This is a genomic window from Nonomuraea roseoviolacea subsp. carminata, from assembly GCF_024172185.1.
Lineage (GTDB): Bacteria > Actinomycetota > Actinomycetes > Streptosporangiales > Streptosporangiaceae > Nonomuraea > Nonomuraea roseoviolacea.
The window spans coordinates 6644626-6665053 of sequence record NZ_JAMZEC010000001.1 but is presented as its reverse complement, the minus strand read 5'-3'; the positions used below and the strand labels follow the sequence as shown (position 1 = coordinate 6665053).

Annotated in this window: 20 protein-coding genes; 10 read left to right on the top strand and 10 right to left on the bottom strand. The window is 74.0% G+C overall.

Annotated elements, in window-relative coordinates:
* Window positions 1-21: 21 nt before the first annotated feature.
* Together HD595_RS46925 and HD595_RS30795 are read right to left on the bottom strand one after the other, a co-directional pair.
* On the bottom strand, window positions 22-777 hold the full coding sequence (locus HD595_RS46925; RefSeq protein WP_253775097.1) for a prepilin peptidase: 756 nt from the start codon (window positions 775-777) through the stop codon (window positions 22-24).
* A gap of 86 nt (window positions 778-863) precedes the next feature.
* Complete coding sequence (locus HD595_RS30795; protein WP_253775095.1) at window positions 864-1406, bottom strand: SseB family protein; 543 nt, start codon at window positions 1404-1406, stop codon at window positions 864-866.
* A gap of 203 nt (window positions 1407-1609) precedes the next feature.
* Here HD595_RS30795 and HD595_RS30790 point away from each other — a divergent pair, with 203 nt between their 5' ends.
* The gene (locus HD595_RS30790) at window positions 1610-2302 is read left to right on the top strand and encodes a B3/B4 domain-containing protein (protein ID WP_253775093.1); all 693 of its coding nucleotides are present in this window, start codon (window positions 1610-1612) and stop codon (window positions 2300-2302) included.
* 19 nt (window positions 2303-2321) lie between these two features.
* Complete coding sequence (locus HD595_RS30785; protein ID WP_253781375.1) at window positions 2322-2891, top strand: DUF4240 domain-containing protein; 570 nt, start codon at window positions 2322-2324, stop codon at window positions 2889-2891.
* Between the two features lie 88 nt (window positions 2892-2979).
* On the opposite strand, the gene bar is transcribed toward HD595_RS30785, so the two are convergent.
* Window positions 2980-4074, bottom strand: coding sequence for a barbiturase (gene bar / locus HD595_RS30780; RefSeq protein ID WP_253775091.1), 1095 nt, complete (start codon window positions 4072-4074; stop codon window positions 2980-2982).
* A gap of 214 nt (window positions 4075-4288) precedes the next feature.
* On the opposite strand from bar, the gene HD595_RS30775 reads away from it, so the two are divergent.
* Window positions 4289-4957 (top strand): alpha/beta fold hydrolase, encoded by a 669-nt coding sequence (locus tag HD595_RS30775; protein WP_253775089.1) that lies wholly within the window; start codon window positions 4289-4291, stop codon window positions 4955-4957.
* 30 nt (window positions 4958-4987) lie between these two features.
* Here HD595_RS30775 and HD595_RS46920 read toward each other — a convergent pair whose 3' ends face one another.
* Window positions 4988-5545: a TetR/AcrR family transcriptional regulator gene (locus HD595_RS46920; RefSeq protein ID WP_253775087.1), complete on the bottom strand. Its 558-nt coding sequence runs from the start codon at window positions 5543-5545 to the stop codon at window positions 4988-4990.
* Between the two features lie 137 nt (window positions 5546-5682).
* On the opposite strand from HD595_RS46920, the gene HD595_RS30765 reads away from it, so the two are divergent.
* Window positions 5683-6822 carry an FUSC family protein gene (locus HD595_RS30765; RefSeq protein WP_253775085.1) on the top strand — a complete coding sequence of 380 codons (1140 nt, stop codon included), beginning with the start codon at window positions 5683-5685 and terminating at the stop codon, window positions 6820-6822.
* A 6-nt stretch (window positions 6823-6828) separates the two neighbouring features.
* On the opposite strand, the gene HD595_RS30760 is transcribed toward HD595_RS30765, so the two are convergent.
* Entirely contained in the window at window positions 6829-7995 is a 1167-nt protein-coding gene (locus tag HD595_RS30760) for a pyridoxal phosphate-dependent aminotransferase (protein ID WP_253775083.1), read from the bottom strand.
* 137 nt (window positions 7996-8132) lie between these two features.
* Between HD595_RS30760 and HD595_RS30755 the strand changes: the two genes are divergently transcribed.
* From HD595_RS30755 to HD595_RS30735, 5 genes are read left to right on the top strand one after another with little or no spacing between them, the layout of a single operon-like run.
* Window positions 8133-9932, top strand: coding sequence for an alpha/beta hydrolase (locus HD595_RS30755; protein ID WP_253775081.1), 1800 nt, complete (start codon window positions 8133-8135; stop codon window positions 9930-9932).
* Between the two features lie 25 nt (window positions 9933-9957).
* Complete coding sequence (locus HD595_RS46915; RefSeq protein ID WP_253775079.1) at window positions 9958-10920, top strand: DUF418 domain-containing protein; 963 nt, start codon at window positions 9958-9960, stop codon at window positions 10918-10920.
* The gene (locus HD595_RS30745; protein ID WP_253775077.1) at window positions 10880-11677 is read left to right on the top strand and encodes a carbon-nitrogen hydrolase family protein; all 798 of its coding nucleotides are present in this window, start codon (window positions 10880-10882) and stop codon (window positions 11675-11677) included. The genes HD595_RS46915 and HD595_RS30745 overlap by 41 nt, the downstream gene beginning before the upstream one ends.
* A gap of 9 nt (window positions 11678-11686) precedes the next feature.
* Window positions 11687-12133: a hypothetical protein gene (locus HD595_RS30740; protein ID WP_253775075.1), complete on the top strand. Its 447-nt coding sequence runs from the start codon at window positions 11687-11689 to the stop codon at window positions 12131-12133.
* Window positions 12130-12525, top strand: a complete 396-nt coding sequence (locus tag HD595_RS30735; RefSeq protein WP_175603752.1) for a hypothetical protein — start codon at window positions 12130-12132, stop codon at window positions 12523-12525. Before HD595_RS30740 ends, HD595_RS30735 begins: the two co-directional genes overlap by 4 nt.
* A 93-nt stretch (window positions 12526-12618) precedes the next feature.
* Here the strand turns inward: HD595_RS30735 and HD595_RS30730 are convergent, their stop codons facing one another.
* On the bottom strand, window positions 12619-14109 hold the full coding sequence (locus HD595_RS30730) for an acetyl-CoA carboxylase carboxyltransferase subunit alpha/beta (RefSeq protein WP_253775073.1): 1491 nt from the start codon (window positions 14107-14109) through the stop codon (window positions 12619-12621).
* Window positions 14110-14179: 70 nt separating this feature from the next.
* Window positions 14180-15382 (bottom strand): CaiB/BaiF CoA transferase family protein, encoded by a 1203-nt coding sequence (locus HD595_RS30725; RefSeq protein ID WP_420540725.1) that lies wholly within the window; start codon window positions 15380-15382, stop codon window positions 14180-14182.
* A 61-nt stretch (window positions 15383-15443) separates the two neighbouring features.
* Between HD595_RS30725 and HD595_RS30720 the strand changes: the two genes are divergently transcribed.
* Window positions 15444-15974, top strand: a complete 531-nt coding sequence (locus HD595_RS30720; protein ID WP_253775071.1) for a uridine kinase family protein — start codon at window positions 15444-15446, stop codon at window positions 15972-15974.
* A gap of 33 nt (window positions 15975-16007) precedes the next feature.
* On the opposite strand, the gene HD595_RS30715 is transcribed toward HD595_RS30720, so the two are convergent.
* The 3 genes from HD595_RS30715 to HD595_RS30705 are packed head-to-tail and all read right to left on the bottom strand — an operon-like array spanning window position 16008 to window position 20363.
* Window positions 16008-16562 (bottom strand): NUDIX domain-containing protein, encoded by a 555-nt coding sequence (locus tag HD595_RS30715; RefSeq protein ID WP_253775069.1) that lies wholly within the window; start codon window positions 16560-16562, stop codon window positions 16008-16010.
* Window positions 16559-18367 carry a hydantoinase B/oxoprolinase family protein gene (locus HD595_RS30710; protein ID WP_253775067.1) on the bottom strand — a complete coding sequence of 603 codons (1809 nt, stop codon included), beginning with the start codon at window positions 18365-18367 and terminating at the stop codon, window positions 16559-16561. Before HD595_RS30710 ends, HD595_RS30715 begins: the two co-directional genes overlap by 4 nt.
* On the bottom strand, window positions 18360-20363 hold the full coding sequence (locus HD595_RS30705) for a hydantoinase/oxoprolinase family protein (protein ID WP_253775065.1): 2004 nt from the start codon (window positions 20361-20363) through the stop codon (window positions 18360-18362). Before HD595_RS30705 ends, HD595_RS30710 begins: the two co-directional genes overlap by 8 nt.
* Between the last annotated feature and the right edge of the window lie 65 nt (window positions 20364-20428).

The following is a 20428-nucleotide window of genomic DNA, read 5'->3' as shown; positions in this document are numbered from 1 at the left end:
GGTGGGATGGCCGAACGTTCATCAGGCGAGACACACGGCGGCCAGAGCCCCGAGCAGCATGAAGGGCCCGAGCGGGAACTCGGTGTCGCGGCTCGCCCGCCGCGTCAGGAGCAGCGCGAGGGCGTACAGGGCGGCGAGGAGCTGCCCGGCGACGGCGGCCACGACCCACGCCTCCCAGCCGCGCGCGGCGGCGGCCATGCCGACGAGCCCGGCCAGCTTGACGTCGCCGAACCCCATGGCGGCGGGCCTGACCAGCCACAGCGCGCCGTAGACGGCCGTCAGCGCCGCCGCGCCCAGCAGGGCGCGCGGCAGCTCGCCGGTGGGGATCAGGCTGAGCGCCAGCAGCGGGTACGAGGGCAGGGTGACGGCGTCAGGGAGCCGCGAGGTACGCCAGTCGATCACGGCGAGAGTGGTGCCGGCCAGGGCGAGGTAGAGGTAGGGCAGCCCGGCGCGCCAGGTGACCAGGGCGGCGACGGCGGCGGTGACGACCTCCAGGTACGGCGGCCAGGCGGGGAGGGGCGTGGTGCGCAGGGCCCGAGCGAAGGCGTTTCTGGCTTCGGCGCGGGTGTCCGGGGGTGTGGTCTGGGCGACCGGAGGTGTGGCGTAGGTGTCCGGAGGCGCGGCGTGGGCGTCAGGAGGCGCGGCGTGGGCGTCGGAGGGCGCGTCGGAGGCGTCGGAGGGCGCGTCGGGGGCGGGGCCGAAGCCGCTCGCCAGGGCGCGGACGTAGGGGCCGGCGATGAGGCCGGCCAGCGCCGCCAGTGCCACCACTCCCGCCACAGGGCGACCCTAGTGCGACGCGCCCGCTCCGCGCGGCCTTCTTCACGCACCCGTCCCCCGCCGGTCACCAGGCACAGACCGGGGCGTCAGGTGGCTTTGCGGGAGAACCAGCGGCGGCGCCGGGGCGCCGGATCGGGCCGCATGCGGGCGACCGTGACCCCCGGAACCTGATCCAGGGTCCCCGAGGCGACCGCGGCCAGCGCCTCCAGCACCTCACCCTCGATCACGAACGGCACCGGCCCCGCCACGTCCACCACCACGGCCGCCGCCCGCTCATGGGCCGCCGCCTGGCAGACCTGCGGGGTGGTCGCCTGCACGGGCCGGGCGTCCGGACGCCACCGCGTCAGCGCCTCCGTGCCCGTGAACGCCAGCACCGCCTCCCTGCCGTCCTTTCCGACGAGCTTGGGCAGCGCCATCTCGCTCTCCTTCTCCTGGCGCAGCCCGTGCTCGCCCACCTCGGACTCGGTCAGCAGGGCCACGACGGGCACGAGGAGCCGGGCCCCGGTCAGGGCGGCCAGCACGTCGCCAGGACCGGCCGTGCCCTGCTGGTAGGAGGCGAGGGCAGCGGCCAGGGCGGGCGCGGCGCTGCCGTCGTCGTCCGGGTCGAGAGGTTGCGGGATGCTCGGCACAGCTCCCGACACTACCGCCGCCCTCCCCCGCCTCCGGAACACGCCCGCGCTCCTGCTCACGGCCCGACACGCCGGACCTCCTGAGGACACCCCTCTCCCCGAATCCGCCGCTCTCGTCGACATCGCGGTGGTGTGCGGGTGTCGGCCTCATGGACCGTAGGCGCCGCCCGGTAGGCTGGACTCTCTTGATCTTGGAGGTGGCCGTGCGGTTCGAGCATGCGGACACGATCTGGCGCGACTTCCCGGAGTTGGCTCCGGCGGTGCTGTACGCGGAGGGCATCCGGCCGGACGTCTCCGTGGACGCCCGGGTGGCGGAGTTCTCCGCGACGGCCGCCAGGCGGCTGGAGGGTTCGCCGGAGGGAGAGCTGCCGGAGATCCAGGCGTGGCGGCGGGCGTTCGGGCGGATGGGCCTCAAGCCGACGCAGTACCGCTGCGCCTCGGAGTCGCTGCTGCGGCGTCTGCGCAAGGAGGGATCGCTGCCGCGCATCCACCCGCTGATCGACCTGTGCAACGCGGTGTCGGTGGCGTACGCGATCCCGGTGGCGGTCTTCGACGTCGAGCACGTCACGGACTTCCTGGAGGTACGGCACGCCGGGGGCGACGAGACGTACCTGACCTTCTCCGGCGAGACCGAGCATCCGGCGCCCGGTGAGGTGATCTTCGCCGACGGCGCCGGCCGCGCCCACGCCCGGCGCTGGACGAACCGGCAGAGCGGCCTGTCAGCCGTGCGCGACTCGACCCGTTCCGTGCTCGTGGTCGCGGAGGCCCTGCACGAGACGGCGGCGAGCGACGTGGCGCGGCTCGTGGAGACTCTCGCGGGCGAGCTGGACGCCGTCTGGGGTGCCGCCTCGAAGACGGCCGTGCTGACGCCGTCCGCTCGTCGCTTCACCTTCTGAAGGGCCCAGTACAGCCGTGATGGATGTCGAGGAGTTCTGGGCCCTGATGGACGAGGCGTGCGCCGAGGTCGACGCGCTGGACCTGGACTTCGACGATCGGCGCGACGCGATCGGGCGCGCGTGCGAGGAGCGGCTTGTGAGCCGCACGCCTGCCGAGATCGTCCAGTTCTCCCTGCGCCAGTGGCAGCTGCGCGACCATGCTTACCGGTACGAACTGTGGGCGGCGGCGTTCCTCATCGAAGGCTGGTGGTCCGACGACGGGTTCATGGACTTCCGCGAGGGCCTCATCTCGCTCGGCCGGCACTGGTACGAGCGCGCGCTCGCCGATCCGGACTCTCTCGCCGACCATCCGGCGGTGCGGGACGGCGGGGACGTGCTCATCGGGAACGAGGACTTCAACCGGGTGGCCCACCGGGCCTACCGACGTCTCACCGGTGAACCGGACGGGCTCGACGAGGCGCTGGCGGCTTCCCCGGAAGCCCGCCCGCTGCGGGCCATGACCGAGCCGGCCGGGGTGCGGTGGGACGTCGCCGACGGCGATGAGATGCGTCGCCGCCTGCCACGCCTCGCCGGGATCTTCCTGGACTGATACTCCAGCGGTGGCCCGCCCCTGACGCCCGCGCGGGCAGGGCGCCGGGACGGGCACGAGGCTGGGGCGGTCACGGGCGCCGGGCCGGTCAGTGGGTGGTGATGGCGGCGACCGGGCCGCCGCCCGAGGGGCCCTGGTGGACGGCGGCCACCGACACGAACACCGCCGGGTCGCCCGTCACCGAGGCCGCCACCCCGCCCACGGCCGCCTTGATCTGCCGGTGCCAGTGGACGTCGGAGTCGTCCAGCATGATGTTGCGCCGCCCCCGCACCCGGCCCGAGGGGTCGGCCTCGCACTTCATGAAGACGTTGACCAGCCGGTCGCCCAGGTCGGAGGGGTGCGGGCGGTCGGGCAGCTCCAGCCCGGAGTCGCGGATGGCCGCCCAGATGCCGTCGGCGTCCAGGGCGTCCCTCATCACGCTGTGACCGATCCGGTAGCGGCCACCGATCCCCCGGACGTTGCCGACCAGGACGATCTGCGCCCGGTCGAGCTCGACCCCCGAGGAGCAGGACGCGACCGACGAGTACAGGGACAGGTCCTTGTGGATCTGGTCGGCCCGGGGCGGCTCTATCTCGCCGAGGGCGACGGCGATGCCGAGGGCGGTGGTGGAGTTGGACAGGTCCATGGAGGGGCCGGTCTCCTCGATGGCCGTGTCCTGCCCGCGGCTCCTGGCCTCGGTGATGGTGGCCAGGGTGAGCAGCGGGGTCTTGGTCTGGACGTAGTGGACGTCGCGCGGGTCGTCGATCCCGGCGATCTTCATGGCCTCGCGGACGCCCGCCGCGACCTTCTCCACCATGGCGGGCCGGCCGATGTCCTCCGGCAGGATGACGTCGCTCATGGCCACGCCGACCGACACGCGCGGCTCGTCCGTCGGCACGGCCCCGGCCGGGTCGAGGGTGGCGAAGACCGTGGCGTGCGGGCTGAGGATGCCGTCGGTGCCGCCGGACCACACCAGGGGCACCGTCTCGGGCGCGGGATGGCCCTTGGCGGCCAGCACCTCACGGAACGCGCGGTCGGCCAGGATGCGGGTGTAGTCGTTGACCCCGCCGTTGCCCTCGGTCTTGCCGATGACGGCCAGCACGCGGTGCGCCTCGATGACGCCGTCGTCGATGAGCCGGGCCAGGCCGGAGGCGTCGGTCACGCTCTCGATCGGCACCTTGCGCACTTCGATCGGATCCGGCATCGGTCCGCCCTTTCTCCACGCCTGCCCGGGTCGGTTCCCCGGGCGAGATACCCGGCCGTCCGGCGGGCGCGTCACAGGCCCGCGCAAACATCAGGCCAAACCCGCCGGCCCGTCCCTGGCGACGCTACTCATTCCGCTGCCGCCCTTTCATGGGCAATGTCTGCCAATGTCGGCTCATATGGGGCAGGGCACGGGGGGCTATAGGGTCTCGGCTGTGATACGCGAAGCGGCCGTCAACGGGATCAAGCTGACCTTCCGCGAGGAGGGCGACCCCGCCTCCCCCGCCCTGGTGCTGCTGCACGGGCGCACCGCCGACCACAACGACTGGAACGGCATCACCCAGCACTTCGCCGCCCGCCACCACGTCATCGCCCCCGACCTGCGCGGCCACGGCGCCAGCGAGCACCCCGGCTCGTACGCCGTCGCCGACATGGCCGACGACGTCGCCGGGCTGCTGCGCCACCTCGGCGTCGACCGGGCCGTGGTCGTGGGCCACTCGCTGGGCGGCGTGGTCGCCTACCTGCTGGCCATGCGCCATCCCGGCCTGGTCGGGCGGCTGGTGCTGGAGGACCCGCCGCAGCCGTACCCGCTGGAGGGCCGCCCGCCTCTCGTGGAGGACGACTCGACGGGCTTCGACTGGCGGATGATGCACCAGACCGAGCCCCAGCTCGCCGACCCCGACCCGGCCTGGCGCGACGGGCTGCGGCAGATCACGGCGCCCACGCTGGTGCTGTCGGGCGGGTCGGCGAGCCCGTTCCGGTCGGAACGGCTGGCCGAGCTGATCCCGGGGGCGCGGCTGGTCACGATCGAGGCCGGGCACCTCATCCACGTCTCGGCGCGGCGCGAGTTCCGGCGGGTGGTGGACGAGTTCCTGGCCGGGTGACCGCCCTCTCCCGGTGAAGGTGAACGCGGGTCAGCTCAGGCAGGCGCGGAACACCCGCGTCAACCGGGACACCGTCTCCTCGCGCGTCCCCGGCGAGATCGGGCCGAACAGGTACCGGAACCGCCCGCTCCCCAGGATGATCATCGTCGCGAGCGCGGCCCGCAGCTCGGCCTCCTCCCCGCCGACCCGGGCCAGCAGCGGCTCCAGGAGCGCCGTGCGGACCCGGTCGTGGGCCAGCCCGCGGATCTGCGGACTGGACGCCGAACGTTCCAGCGTGGCCATGACCGGGCTGTCGCCCTCGGCGGCCAGCCGGTCGGCCACGTCCTCGGCCAGCCGCACCGCCAGGTCGTCGCCCTCGTCCAGCACGCCGGGAAAGCGCCCCTGCTGCGCCAGCACCTCGGCGAACAGCTCCCGCTTGGACCCGAAATACCGGTTGATGAGGGCGATGTTGGCGTTCGCCGCGGCGCCGAGCATGCGCATCGTCACCTCGTCGTACCCGTGCTCGGCGAACAGCCGGCAGGCCGCGTCGAGGATGCGCCGGCGCGTGCCCTCCCGGCTCCTCGGTTCCACGCCTCGACTTGGTTCCACGCCTCGACGATAAGGCGCTCCCGTCGTCCGCCGGACCGGCGGCGGACGACGGCCACCGAGTCCGAGAGTTACGGATGGGTATCTTCTACGGTACGTGGTGTGACCGTAATGTCATAAAGATCCGCCAGGGTGGAGGGGTGGCAACGAGGCTCGGCGATCACATGCGGGAGAGGCTGGCGGCGTTCGGGCTGATGGGGCCCGCGATCGCGCAGTCGGCCGTCGGCGCCGGGCTGGCCTGGACGGCGGCCGTCCACCTGCTCGGCCATCCCCGGCCGTTCTTCGCGCCCATCTCCGTCCTCATCTGCCTCGGCGTCGGCCTGGGACAGCGGCTGCGCCGCGTCATCGAGCTGGTGGTCGGCGTCAGCCTCGGGGTCGGCGTGGGTGACCTGCTCGTCGCCTGGATCGGCACCGGGCCCTGGCAGATCGCCCTGGTCGTCACGCTGGCCATGGGCACGGCGGTGCTGCTCAACGGCGGCGCGCTGTTCGTGGGCCAGGCCGGCTCGTCGGCGGTGCTCGTCGCCACGCTCCTGCCCGGAGCCGGCGGAGGCGGCCTCGACCGCATGCTCGACGCGCTCACCGGAGGACTGATCGCCGTCGCCGCGGTGGCGCTGCTGCCGATCAGCCCGTTCACGCTCGCCGCCAAGCACGCCTCCGCGGTGCTCGACGCGCTGTCCACGGTCCTGGAACGGGCCGCCGACGCCATCGAGCGCCACGACGCCGACCTGGCCGCCGAGGCGCTGGCCGAGGGACGCCGCACCCAGTCGACCATCGAGGACTTCCAGCAGGCGCTGACCACCAGCAAGGAGATCGCCCTGATCTCGCCCCTGCACTGGCACCGCCGCGCCCGGCTCGCCCGCTACCAGAAGGCCGCCGTGCCCATGGACCACGCGCTGCGCAACGCCCGCGTGCTGGCCCGCCGCACCCTGGTGTCGCTGGGCGAGGACAGCCCCCCGCCGGTCTCGCTGGCCGCCTCCCTGCGCGAGGTGTCGGAGGCCGCGCTGCTGCTGCAACTGGAGCTGGCGGCGGGCCGCGACCCCGCGCTGGCCCGGCAGGCCCTCGTCGCGACCGCCGGACGGCAGCGGCCCGAGCGGCTCGGGTTCTCCGCCGACGTCATCCTGGCGCAGGTCCGATCGATCGTGGTGGACCTGATGCTGGCCACCGGCGCCGACCACGAGGCCGCCGGCGCCGCCCTGCCCCCGGTGGAGCCCCCCGACCGGCAGGACGCCGCCCATGAGAGCCGGCCGGCGCCCGGCCGCGAGGAGCGTCCCCGGGGCTGAGCGGGCTCAGCCCGACAGGCGCTTGAGCCGGGCGACCGCCTCGTCGATGACCTCTTCCTTCTTGCAGAACGCGAACCGCACGAAGTGCCGGCCCCGTTCCGGATGGTCGTAGAACACCTGCGTCGGGATCGCCACCACACCCGCCAGCTCCGGCAGCCGGCGCGTCAGCTCCAGCCCGTCGGTGAAGCCCAGCGGCCGGATGTCGGTCTGCACGAAGTACGTGCCCGCGGGGCGCAGCACCGCGAACCCGGCCGCCGCCAGCCCCTCCATCAGCCGGTCGCGCTTGTCCTGCAGCCCGCCGCGCAGCTCCGCCACCCACGCCGACTCGTGCCGCAGGCCGTGGGCCACCGCGAGCTGCCACGGCGCGCTCGCCGTGAACGTCAGGAACTGCTTGACGGTCGAGACCGCTCGCACCAGCTCGGCGGGCGCGCACACCCAGCCCGTCTTCCAGCCCGTGACGGAGAACGTCTTGCCCGCCGAGGAGATCATCACCGTGCGCTCGCGCATGCCGGGCAGCGTGGCCAGCGGCACGTGCTCCACCCCGTCGAACGTCAGGTGCTCGTACACCTCGTCGGTGATCGCGACCAGCCCGCGCTCCCGGCACAGCTCCGCGATGACCGTCAGCTCCTCGCGCGTGAACACGGTGCCCGTCGGGTTGTGCGGCGAGTTGACCAGGATCGCGCGGGTCCGCGGGGTGACGGCGGCGCGCAGCTCGTCCGGGTCGAAGGTGAAGCGGCCCTCGACGGGGCGCAGCGTCACGGCCGACAGCCGCGCCTGGGCCAGCGCGATCGAGGCGGCGTAGGAGTCGTAGTACGGCTCGAACGCGATCACCTCGTCGCCCGGCTCGCACAGCGCCAGGATCGCCGCCGCGATCGCCTCGGTCGCGCCGACCGTCACCAGCACCTCGCCGTCGGCGGCGTAGTCGAGACCGTAACGGGCGGCCCGATGCTCGGAGACGGCCTGCCGCAGCTCCGGCACGCCCGACCCCGGAGGGTACTGGTTGGCGCCGGACCTGATCGCCCGTACCGCCTCCTCCAGCATCGCCGCCGGCCCGTCGGTGTCCGGGAATCCCTGCCCCAGGTTGATCGAGCCGGTGCGCAGCGCCAGCGCGCTCATCTCGGCGAAGATCGTCGTCCCGAACGCGCGCATCCGCGAGACCAGTGGTTCCGTCACGTGACCACCATAGTCCGCGAGCTCCCGCCCGAGCCGATCGCGCGCGGCCCCCGCGTGAACCGATCGCGCCGGGCCCGGCCCGAACTGATTGCGCCGGGCCCCGCGCGGGCGGCGCCGGCTGCTCTAGTCTCGACGTCGTGATCACCCGGGTCCTGCTCGCCCTCGCCCTGACCGTCACGCCCCCGACGCCCCCCACGCCCGCGCCGACCCCCACCCTCCCGCCCGGCACCAGCGCCGCGCTGGAGGCCGGGCCGTGCCCGGTCGCCGTGCCGCCGGGCACCACGTGCGGGTCCCTCGTGGTGCCGCAGCGCCGCGACGCGCCCGGCCGCACGATCAAGGTGGGGTACGCCGTCCACCGCTCCACCGCCCCCGCCCGCAGACCCGACCCCGTCGTCTACATGAGCGGCGGCCCCGGCTCGGCGTCGTTGCAGCTCACCGGCTTCCTCAGCCAGATGTTCCCCGACCGCGACGTGGTGACCGTCGAGCAGCGCGGCAGCAGGTACTCCTGGCCGCGGCTCGGCTGCCCCGAACTGGCGCAGGCCGTGCTCGACCGGCTCACCACCGCAGCCGACGACACCGCCGCGGCCGCCGGCAGGTGCCGCGCCCGGCTCGAACAGCAGGGCGTCGACCTGCGCGGCTACACCACCAAGGAGATCGCCGCCGACGTCGTCGCCCTGCGCGCGGCGCTCGGCTACCCCTCCTGGAACCTGTTCGGCGTCAGCTACTCCACCCGCGTCATGGTGGACGCCGCCGCGGCCGACCCCGCAGGCACGCGCTCCGTGCTGCTCGACTCGTTCCTGCCGCAGAGCGTGGCCTGGTACGACGACGCCCGGCGCAACCTCGACGACACCCTCACCCACCTCGGCCTGAAGGACAGCTTCGACGCCGCGGCCAGGCGGCTGGACGCGGCGCCCGCCCGCGTCACCATCGTGGACCCGCTGCGCGGCACCGAGGTCGCGGCCCGCCTCGACGGCGACGACGTGGCGACCGTCATGGCCGAGGCGCTGCACGAGACCGGCGTGGTCGCCGTCTCGGCGCCGCTGGTCGCCGCGCTCGCCGCCGGGCGCCACGAACCGCTGCGGCCCCTCGCCGACGCCGTGGGCGACGGGCTCGTCTCCCACGAACTGGGCCTGTACGAGGCGGTGCAGTGCCAGGACGAGATCCCCGCCAACACCTTCGCCGCCCCGTCCCGGCTGTTCACCGTGGAGATGGACAAGGCCGTCTGCGCCGCCTGGAAACTGCCCGCCGCCAAGCCGTCGGCCGCCACCACCAAGGCCCCCGTCCTCGTGGTGGGCGGCCGGTACGACCCCACCACCCCGCCCCGCACCAGCCGCCCGGCCGCCGAGGCGCTGCCGGACGCCCGCTTCGTCGAGTTCGACGGCACCGGGCACGCGGTGTTCCTGGCCGACGCCTGCGCCCGCCGCCTGATGGCCGCCTTCGTCGAAGCTCCCACGGCCACCACCAACACGTCCGGCGGGAGCGCCCGGACTCCCGCCTCCGCCGCGGGCACCGGCTGCGCGGGGCAGGACAGCGGCGTGCCGCCCCGGCTGGCGGCCGGCGACCTGCACGTGACCGGCGCCCCCTACGCGATCTCCCGCTCCCCCTGGCTTGCCGCCCCGCTCGCCCTGTTCGCGCTCGTCGCGCTCGTCCAGCTCGTCGCGGGCGCGCTGCGCGGCCGGGCCCTCGCCGCGTTCGCCGGCCTGGCCGGGGCCGCCGCCGTCGGCCTGCTCGTCCAGTCCGCGTACGGGCTGATCAGCCGCAACGAGATCGCGCTCGCCGTCGGCCTGCCGTCGGCCGTCACCGCGTACGGCTGGCTCGCGGCCGGCGCCGTGGCGCTCACGCTCGCCGACCTCGCCCTGCGCCGGACCTGGTGGCGGGCCGGAGCGGCCCTCACCGGAGCGGGATTCCTCATATGGTGGTTCGCCTGGTTCCTGTGACATGAGGTGAGTTGTCCTGGCCGCCGTGACCCCCCGCATCCGCGCCCTCGACGCACTCCGCGGCTTCGCGGTGGCCGGGATCATGCTCGTCAACACCTGGCAGCACGCCCCCCACAAGCCGCGCACCGGGATCGACAGCACGATCGAGGCCCTGTTCCAGAGCCGGTTCTATCCGATCTTCTCGCTGCTGTTCGGCATGAGCGTCGTGCTCTTCCTCCGGCGCGCCGGCCGGCTGAGGCTGGTGGCCCGCCTGCTCTGGCTGTTCTGCTTCGGCCTCGCCCAGCACGCCTTCTACGAGGGCGAGGTGCTGACCGACTACGCCTTCTACGGCCTGGCGTTACTGCTGCCCGCCTCGTTCCTGTCCGCCGGGCCTCCCTTTCTGCTGCTCGCCGCGGGGGTGACCGTCTGGGGCGTCTGGGCGGGCGGCGGCGTCCTGCTCATCCCCGGCATGTTCGTGCTCGGCATGGCCCTCATGCAGCTCCGGCCGCCCGCGCGGCTCCTGCCGCCGTTCTTCGCGGTCAGCGCCCTCGCCTCCGCGCTGCTCGTCCTGGCCTGGGCGACCAGCAAGAGCTGGACCACCCCCCGAGACCCCCGCGTCTGGACCGTCTACACCGTCGCCGCGCTCACCGGCGCCGCCGCCCTCTCCACCGGCCTCCTCCTTCTCCTGCGCACCCGCCCCGGCGCGCGCCTGTCCGGCGTGCTGGAGCCGCTCGGCCGGATGGCGCTCACCAACTACCTCACCGGCACCGCCGTCGTCGTCCTCACCGCTCCCCTGGTCCACGCCGACCGCACCCGCTGGTCGGTCGTCGCCGTCGCCGCGCTCACCGTCGCCGCCCAGGCGCTGTTCAGCCGCTGGTGGCTGACCCGCCACCGGTACGGCCCGCTGGAGTGGGCCTGGCGGTGCCTGACCTGGTTCCAACGGGTGCCCAACGGGTTAGAGTCGGGCCGTGACCACCATCGCGCTGTGCCAGATCCCCGTCTCCCCTGACCCGGGAGCCAACCTCAAGCGGGCGCGCGAGGCGCTGGCCCGCGCCGAGGGCGCCGACCTGGCCGTCTTCCCGGAGGCCACGCTCACCCGCTACGGCAGGCGCATCACCGAGCTGGCCGAACCGCTCGACGGGCCGTTCGTCACCGGCCTGGCCGAGGCCGCCCGCGAGCACCGCACCGCCGTGATCGCCGGGGTGTTCGAGCCCGGCGGCGCCGACGGCCGCGTCCACAACACCGCCGTGGCGCTCGACGCCGACGGCCGCCTCACGGCCGCCTACCGCAAGATCCACCTGTTCGACTCCTTCGGCGCCCGCGAGTCCGAACTCGTCGCCCCCGGCTCCGAACCGGTCGTCACCGAGCTGGCCGGGCTGCGCGTCGGCCTGGTCACCTGCTACGACCTGCGCTTCCCCGAGCTGACCAGGGCGCTGGTCGACCGCGGCGCCGATCTGTTCGCCGTCATCGCCGCCTGGGGCTCGGGCCCGCTCAAGGAGGACCACTGGGTCACCCTGGTCCGCGCCCGCGCCCTGGAGAACACCATGTGGACCGTCGCCGTCGGCCAGGCGCCCAACCCCGCCGAGTCGAGCGACGGGTTCGGCGTCGGCCGCAGCATGCTCGTCGACCCGCTCGGCGTCGCCCGCGCCGACCTCGGCACCGCCCCCGGCGTCCAGCTCGTCACCATCGACCCCGAGACCACCGCCGCGGCCCGCGCCACACTCCCCTGCCTCGAACATCGCGTTCTGGGGGTCAACAGATCGTAAAATGAACGGGTGAGCAGAACGCACATGCAGAAGGTGGTCCCGCCGCGTCTGCTCGTCCCCTATCTGTCGGGCAAGCGCACGGTGATCTCCGGGTACGTCTACCGCGTGCAGGACTGCGCGCGGCTGACCACGCCCCGCGACCTCTACCTCGGGCTCGACCTGTCCTTCGACGGGTCCGAGCTCACCGCCGACGTGCCCGAGCTGTACGTGATGCGGTGGCACGCGCGAGACGTCGACACCTACGTCGTCCCGTACGGCCCGCACATGGGCGGCGACTGGAGTGACGTGCCGCCGTTCGCCGGCAACGGGTTCACCACCTCCACCCAGCACGTGGTGCCGCAGTTCCACACCATTCCCATGCCGATCCCGGCCGGCGCCGAGATCGTGCACCTCACCGACGACGGCGAACACCCGTTCGCCGCCTACGACGGCCTCACCTGGCGGCCCGCCGCATGAACGACGAACTCACCCCCGTGGCGTCCGGGTTCATCGCCCGCTTCGGCGAGCACACCCTCCCCGCCGCCCTCGGCCCCGAAAGCGACCAGGTCGTCCTGTTCAGCGAGGACGAACTCGACGGCTTCGAGGCGGCCTCCGGCTACTGGCGGCGCGAGGTGCGCCGCGACGAGCTGGAATGGCTCGTCCTCATCCGCACCGTCGGCGCGTTCGGCGGCGAGCCCTGCGTCGTGCTCGACGAGGACGACGACGGCCTGCACATCGCCTACCTCGGCCACAGCGGCATGAAGGCCGAGGCCCTCGGCTACTGGATGGTCGACCACGGCGCCTACGAGGTCGTGGTGCCCCGCGAGGAGGTCTTCTCCATCCGCGTGGAACGCATCCCCGTCCCCTGACCGCCCGCGCCTTCGCGCGTCCGGGCCCGCCCCGACCCGCGCGCAGCCGCTCACCCCGCGCCCCCGGCCACCCGACCGGGGACGCGGGCCGTATCAGAGGCCCAGGTTGCGGTAGCGCGCCAGCCGGGTCGCCAGCCGGCCCTCCACCGGCTGCGTCAGCAGCCCGGCGATCTCGTGCTCCAGCGCCCGCCCCACCCGCTCGCAGAACGCCCGATGCTCGTAGGCCGCGTCCGGCCGCTCCGGGATCACCCGGTCCACGATCCCCGCCCGGCGCAGGTCCGTCGCCCGCACCCCCTGCGCCTGCGCGATCTCCGGCGCGAAGTCCACCGACCGGTACAGGATCGCCGAGGCGCCCTCCGGCGGCAGCGGCGACAGCCACGCGTGCTGCGCGCACAGGACCCGGTCGGCGGGCAGCAGCGCCAGCGCCGCTCCCCCCGCCCCCTCCCCCAGCAGCAGGCACACCGTCGGCGCGTCCAGCGACACCATGTCCGCCAGGCACCGGGCGATCTCCCCCGCCAGCCCGCCCTCCTCGGCCGCCTTCGACAGCGCCGCCCCCGCCGTGTCGATCACCGTCACCAGCGGCAGCCCCAGCTCCGCCGCCAGCCGCATGCCGCGCCGCGCGATCCGCAGCCCCGCCGGGCCGAGCGGCGCGCTGGAACGCTGGCTGCGCCGGTCCTGCCCCAGCACCACCGCCGGCGCGCCGCCGAACCGGGCCAGCGCCAGCAGCAACCCCGGGTCGTTCTCCCCCGCGCCCGTGCCGTTCAACGGCGTCACGTCCCGCGCCGCCAGCTTCAGCAACGACCGCACCCCCGGCCGGTCGTCCCGGCGCGACCGGCTGATCGCCTCCCACGCCTCCACCGGACGCAGGTCCTCCTCCGGCGGCTCCCCCGGCCGCAGCCCCGACGTGTCGGCGCACAGCACCGACAACGCCCGCGCCGCCAGCTCCCGCGCCTCCTCCGCCGGCACCACGGCGTCCACCAGGCCGTGCCGGAACAGGTTCTCCGCGAGCTGCACGCCCTCCGGGAACGGATAGCCGTGCAGCGCCTCGAACACCCTCGGCCCGAGAAACCCGATCAGCGCCCCCGGCTCGGCCGCCGTCACGTGCCCCAGCGACCCCCACGACGCGAACACCCCGCCCGTCGTCGGATGCCGCAGATACACCACGTGCGGCAGCCCCGCCGCCCGGTGCGCCTGCACCGCCGCGGTGATCTTCACCATCTGCACGAACGCGACCGCGCCCTCCTGCATCCGCGTGCCGCCCGAGGCCGGCGCCGCCAGCAGCGGCAGCCGCTCCCGCGCCGCCCGCTCCACCGCCGCGGTGATCCGCTCGGCCGCCGCCACCCCGATCGAGCCCGCCATGAACGAGAACTCGCTGGCCACCACCGCGACCCGCCGCCCGTCCAGCAGCCCCTCACCGGTGATCACCGACTCGTCGTAGCCCGACTTGGCCCGCGCGGCGGCCAGCTCCTCGGCGTAGGACGACCCCGGGGCGGCCGGATCGGCCGGCGGCACGTCCCACGACGTCCACGACCCCTTGTCCAGGACCGTGTCGATCAGCGTGCGCGCGTCCGGACGGCTCACCATGGCTCCTTCGTGTCAAGCACTGCTGCAATGTTGACGCACGAACGGGCCGGCCGGTGCCCCGGCGCGGCCGTCATCTCTCGCGATCTTCGAGCCAGGCGAGCACCGCCGCGCCGTCCTCGCCCAGCAGCGGCGGCGCCGAGTGCCGCGCTTCGCCGCGTTCCGCCTGCTCCGGCCCACCGGACGCCGGCCACTCGAAGCGCAGCGGCGGCCCCGGCAGCTCGATCCGGCCCAGCACCGGATGCTCCACCTCCACCACCAGACCCTGCGAACGGGTCTGGTCCCAGGTGTAGACCTCGTCCAGCGACCTGATCGCCCCCGCCGGCACCCCCGCCTCGGCCAGCCGCGCCAGCCAGTGCCCCCGGTCGTGGGCGGCCAGCGCCCGCTCCATGTCCGCCACCAGCTCGTCGCGGTGCGCCCGCCGCTCGCGGTTGGAGGCGTAACGCGGCTGCTCCGGGTCGATGCCCAGCAGCGCGGCCACCTTGCGCCACTGGCCCTCGTTCGCCGCCGCGATCTGCAGCATGCCGTCGGCGCAGCGGAACGAGCCGTACGGGGTGATGGTGGCGTGGTGGTTGCCGCCCGCCGCCGGCACCGTGCCGCCGACCGTCCACGCCGTGCCGTGGTAGGAGTGCACCCCGGTCACCGCCGCCAGCAGCGACGTGCGCACCACCCGGCCCCGGCCGGTCCGCCGCCGCTCGTACAGGGCCGCCGCCACGCCGTACGCGCCGTGGATGCCGGCCAGCAGGTCGGCGATCGACGCGCCCACCCGGTACGGCTCGTCCGGCGAGGGGCCCGTCAGCGACATCAGGCCCGCCTCGCCCTGGGCGATCTGGTCGTAGCCCGGCCGGCCGCCCTCCGGCCCGTCGTGGCCGAACCCGGTGATCGACAGGATGACCAGGCGCGGGTTCAGCTCGTGCAGCCGCTCGACCGGGAGGCCGAGCCGGTCCAGCACGCCGGTGCGGAAGTTCTCCACCAGCACGTCGCTCTGCCGGACGAGCCGCTCGACGAGCCGCCTGCCCTCGGCCGACTTCAGGTCGACGGTGATGGACTCCTTGTTCCGGTTCGCCGCCAGGAAATAGGTCGAAATATCGTGATCAGGGCCGACGAAGGGCGGGCCCCAGTGCCGCGACTCGTCCCCGCCCTCCGGATGCTCGACCTTGATCACCTTGGCGCCCAGGTCCCCCAGCATCTGCGCCGCGTGCGGACCCGCCAGGGCCCTGGACAGGTCCAGGACCACGATGTCGTCGAGCGGTCCGAGCACGTCATCCTCCAGCACGCGTTCCGGGGGTGAACCGTCATTCTCCCCCCATCCGCCCCACGTCACCTACCCTGGGTGCGTGCAATCCCTGGCCCGCCGCATCCGGGCGCTCGAACCGTCGTGCGGGCCGGTCCGGCTGGTCGCCGTCGACGGCCCCGCCGGGTCCGGCAAGACCACCTACGCCGGACGGCTCGCCGCCGCGCTCGACTGCCAGGTCGTCCACAGCGACGACTTCCCCGTGCCGTGGGAGGAGGGGCCCGGCCCCTGGTTCGCCGCCCTGGAGGAGAGCGTGCTGCGCCCGCTGGCCGCCGGGCGGCCCGGCGCCTACCGCCGCTACGACTGGACGCGCGGCGCCTACGCCGAGACCGTCCCCGTGCCCGTCGCCCCCGTGCTCGTGATCGAGGGCGTCGGCACCGCGCGCCGCTCCGCCGCCCCGCTCACCGCGTTCACCGTCTGGGTCGAGGCGCCGCCGGACGTGCGGCTGCGGCGGGTGCTCCATCGCGACGGGCCCGGCCTGGAGCAGGCGTGGCACGCCTGGTTCAAGGCCGAGGAGGCGTGGTTCGCCGAGGACGGCACCCGCGAGCGCGCCGACCTCGTCCACCGCACCTGAGCGGCGCCCGGCCGGGCGCCTTTACAAAGTAGATCAGGAGTCGGGGAGCCCGCCGCTCATCAGCAGCAGCGTGTACGCCGCCACCGACCCCGAGTCGGTGACCTCGCCCGCCCGCACCATCTTCTCGAACTCCGCCCGGCTCACCCACCGCTGGCGCATGTCCTGCTCGGTGTGCTCCCGGCGCGGCGGCCCCGCTTCGAGACCCGTCGCCAGGTACGCGTGCATCCGCTGGGTGGCCACCCCGTGGGCGTTGTCCAGCGCGCCGAGCCAGCGCCAGTGCGCGGCGCGCAGCCCCGTCTCCTCCGCCAGCTCCAGCCGGGCCTCCTCCTCCAGCGTGCTCGCCTGCGCCGAGCCCTGCGGGAAGCTCCACGTGCGCCGGCGCACCGGGTAGCGGTACTCCTCCACCAGGTGGAAGCCGCCGTTCTCCCACGGCATGACCAGCACGAAGTCCGGCTTGTCGATGTAGGCGTACAGGCCGCGCGAGCCGTCGGGCCGCTCCACCTCGTCCTCGCGGACCGTCATCCACGGGTTGGAGTAGACGACCTTGGTGGTGATCTGCCGGATCGTCGAACCGTCGGCGCCGGTCACAGGTCGTCCACCTCCGCGTGGGTGCGGCCCCCGGACAGCCGCGCGTAGCCGGGACCCCGGTCGAAGAAACGGCCCGCCGGAGGCCGCAGGTTCGCGCGCAACTGTGCCGTGCCCTCCTCGTCGATGCGGTCGCCGTCCAGCACCACACCGTAGTCGCCGAGCGCGCCGGCGATCGACACCTTGCCGTCGCGCACGTCCGCCGCCACCGCCCTCGGGTCGCGGTCGTACGGCGAGCCCCAGCCGCCGCCCCCCGTCGTGCGGATGCGGATCACCTCGCCCGCCTGCACCGGGTGGTCGTCCACCAGGCCGTCCATCTCCCTGCCGGCGATCTCCACCCGGAACGGCCGCCCGGCCAGCCCGCCGTTGACGCCCCAGCACGACAGGATCGACCGGTCGGCGACCGACATGTACGAGGCGTCGCGCAGCATCCGGATGTGCTTGTCGTAGCCGAGCCCGCCCCGGAACAGGCCCGGGCCGCCCGAGTCGCAGGCCAGCGCCAGCCGCTCGACCCGGAACGGCCAGCGCGCCTCGGCGAACTCGACGGGGATGTTGCGCGAGTCGGGCACCACGTGGATGGTGTCCTCCCCGTCGGCGTACCAGCGCCCGCCGGAGCCGCCGCCCAGCACCTCGCGCATGAGGTACGGCGCGCCGTCGGCGTCCAGGCCGTGCACGCCGGTGTAGCGGATCGTCTCCTGGTCGGCCGGCATGCGGCCCCCGGTGGCCTTGGCCAGCACCCCGGCCAGCACGCCGAGCAGGCGCAGGATGACGAACGTGCGGGCGTTGGTCGGGGCCGGGAACACCGGCGTGAGCAGCGTGCCCTTCTCCGGGAAGATCATCGTGATGAGGGGGACGACGCCCTCGTTGACGTCCAGCTCGGCCATCCGCTCCGGCGTGTCGGCGAGGTTGCGCAGCACCGGGGCCAGCCACTTCTTGAGGAAGACGCCGTCGGCGTAGTCGCCCGCGTGGTTGATCGGCCCCTTGGCCTGCGGCGACGTCCCGGTGAAGTCGATCGTCAGCGGGGACCGGGCGGCGTGGTCCACGGTGAGCGTGATCCGCTGGGTGTGCAGGCGCGGCTCGTCCACGCCGTCGTGCTCGGCGTAGTCCTCCCACACGTACACGCCCTCGGGGATCTTCGACAGCAGCTCCCGGCGGAACGTCTCGGTCGTCTTGTCGATGATCGCGTCGAAGCACTCCTCGACGGCGGCCCGGCCGTACCGGTCGAACAGCTCGCCCAGGCGGCGCGCGCCCATGAGGCAGGCCGAGCACTCGGCGTCGAGGTCGCCGGCCAGCGAGTCGGGCATGCGCGAGTTGCGGGTCATGATGCGCAACGCGGCCTCGTTCGGCACGCCCTGGTCGCGCAGCTTGATCGGCGGGACCATGAGCCCCTCCTCGTACACGCTGCGCGCGTGGGAGGGCATCGAGCCGGGCACGGAGCCGCCGATGTCGTCGTGGTGGCCGAACGCCTGCACGAACGCCACCACCTCGTCCTCGTGGAAGACCGGGACCGTCACGCACAGGTCGGGCAGGTGGCCGATGCCGCCCTCGGACAGGTAGACGTCGTTGTGGAAGTAGACGTCGCCGGGCCGCATCGTCTCGACCGGGAAGTCCCGCACGACCGGCTGGACGAGCGCGCTGTAGGAGCGCCCGGTCAGCTTGCGCAGCCGCGCGTCGTGGATGCCCGCGCGGAAGTCGTGGGCGTCGCGGATCATCGGCGAGCGGGCGGTCCGGGCGATCGCGGTCTCGACCTCCCTCTCCACCGACGCCAGCGTGCCCTCGACGATCTCGACGAGGATCGGGTCAGCCACGCCGCACCTCCACGTTGCCGTACGCGTCCACCGTCGCGGTGAACCCCGGATGGACGGGAATGGTCGAGCCGTACTCCTCGATCACCGCCGGGCCCTCGACCACGGCCCCGCTCTCCAGCGCGGCCCGCTGGAGGATCGGCGTGTCGTGCTCCTCCTCGAAACGCACCTTCCGCGTCGCGCTCACCGCCTCGGTCCGCGGGTACGGCCGGCGCCGGATCGGCGGCCGGGCGATCGGCCCGATGCCGGACACCCGCAGGTTGACCCACTCGACGCCCTGGCGCGGGTCGTCGCGGTAGGCGTAGCCGTACAGGCGCTCGTGGGCGTCGTGGAAGCGCTCGACCACCTGCGCGCGCCACGCCTCGTCGATCGGCCCCGGCGGCGCCGGGACGCGCACCTCGTACGCCTGGCCGTAGTAGCGCAGGTCGGCGCTGCGGGCGTGGACCGGCTCGTCGAACCCCTCGCGCTCCAGGGCCTCGGCCGCCTCGCCCTCCAGCTCGCCGAAGATCCGCGCCGCGGCCTGGAGCGACAGGTCGCGGGTCACGTGCGTGCGCACGTAGTCGTTCTTGACGTCCACCGTGAGCAGCCCGAACGCGGAGACGTTGCCCGGCTCCGGCGGCACGACCACGGCGGGCAGGCCCAGGATGTCGATGAGCCGGCACGCCAGCAGCGGGCCCGACCCGCCGAACGTCACGAGCGGGAAGTCGCGCACGTCCAGCCCGCGCTTGACCGTGATCTGCCGGATCGCGTTGCTCTGGTTGAAGGCGCTGATCTCCAGGATGCCCGTCGCGGTGCGCTCAGGGCTGAGGCCGAGCTTGCCGGCCAGGGCCTCGACGCCGGCCCGCGCCGCGTCCACGTCCAGCGGGATCTCGCCGCCGAGCAGGTGCGGCGGGATGCGGCCGAGGAAGACGTGCGCGTCGGTGACCGTCACCTCGGTGCCGCCCCGTCCGTAGCAGAGCGGCCCGGGGTCGGCGCCGGCCGAGCGGGGGCCGACCTTCAGCGTGCCCTCGGGCGAGATCCACGCGATCGAGCCGCCGCCCGCGCCGACGGTCACGATGTCGATCATCGGGATCTTGACCGGGAAGCGGCCGACCGTGCCCTCGGTGGTGACGGACGGCTCGCCGTCGATCACCACGGCGACGTCCGTGGAGGTGCCGCCGCCGTCCAGCGTGATCACCGACGGGTGCCCGGCGTTGGCGGCCAGCATCGCGGCGCCGAGCGCGCCCGCGGCCGGCCCCGACAGCACGGTGCTGATCGGCTGGTTGACGACCTCGCGGGCCGACAGCACGCCGCCGTTCGACTTCATCACCGAGAACGGCATGCCGAGGCGCTGCGACAGGTCGGCGATGTAGCGGCGCATGACCGGCTTGACCGCGGCGTCCACCAGGGTGGTGACCGACCGCTCGTACTCGCGGTACTCGCGCAGCACGTCGCTGGAGATCGACACGACCGCGTCGGGATGCTCGCGAGCCAGCACGTCGCGCATGCGCCGCTCGTGCTCCGGGTTGGCGTAGGAGTGCAGGAAGCAGACGCCGATCGCGGTGACGCCGCGGGAGCGGAACCAGCGGGCCGCCTCGACGGCCTGGTCCTCGGCGAACGGGCGGACCTCGGCGCCGGTGTGGTCGAGCCGCCCGCCGACGGTGCGCACCAGGTGGACGGGGACGATGCGCGGCGGCTTGACCCAGAAGTAGGAGTTGCCGTAGCCGTCGGGGACGCTCTGCCGGCCGATCTCCAGGACGAACTCGAAGCCCTCGGTCGTGACGAACCCGAGCCCCTCGACGCGCTCCTCCAGGAGCTGGTTGGTGGCCACCGTGGTGCCGTGGACCACCGAGGTCACGTCCAGCTCGCCCAGCTTGCGCACGCCCGTGACGAAGCCGTCGGCCGGGTTGGCCGGCGTGGAGGGCGTCTTGGTGGTGACGATCTCACCGGTGCCCTCGTCCACCGCCACGACGTCGGTGAAGGTCCCGCCGGTGTCGACGCCGATGCGCACGTCACGCATGCCGCCCCCACGCCGACCGGCCCCTGTCTGCGACCACGCTTCCTCCTGAGGTTCAGGGGAGAAAT

Coding starts and splice junctions, on each gene's coding strand:
- HD595_RS30705 (WP_253775065.1), bottom strand. CDS start 20,363: ATGCGTGACGTGCGCATCGGCGTCGACACCGGCGGGACCTTCACCGAC.
- bar (WP_253775091.1), bottom strand. CDS start 4,074: ATGCCGGATCCGATCGAAGTGCGCAAGGTGCCGATCGAGAGCGTGACC.
- HD595_RS30730 (WP_253775073.1), bottom strand. CDS start 14,109: ATGGTGAGCCGTCCGGACGCGCGCACGCTGATCGACACGGTCCTGGAC.
- HD595_RS30735 (WP_175603752.1), top strand. CDS start 12,130: ATGAACGACGAACTCACCCCCGTGGCGTCCGGGTTCATCGCCCGCTTC.
- HD595_RS30785 (WP_253781375.1), top strand. CDS start 2,322: ATGGATGTCGAGGAGTTCTGGGCCCTGATGGACGAGGCGTGCGCCGAG.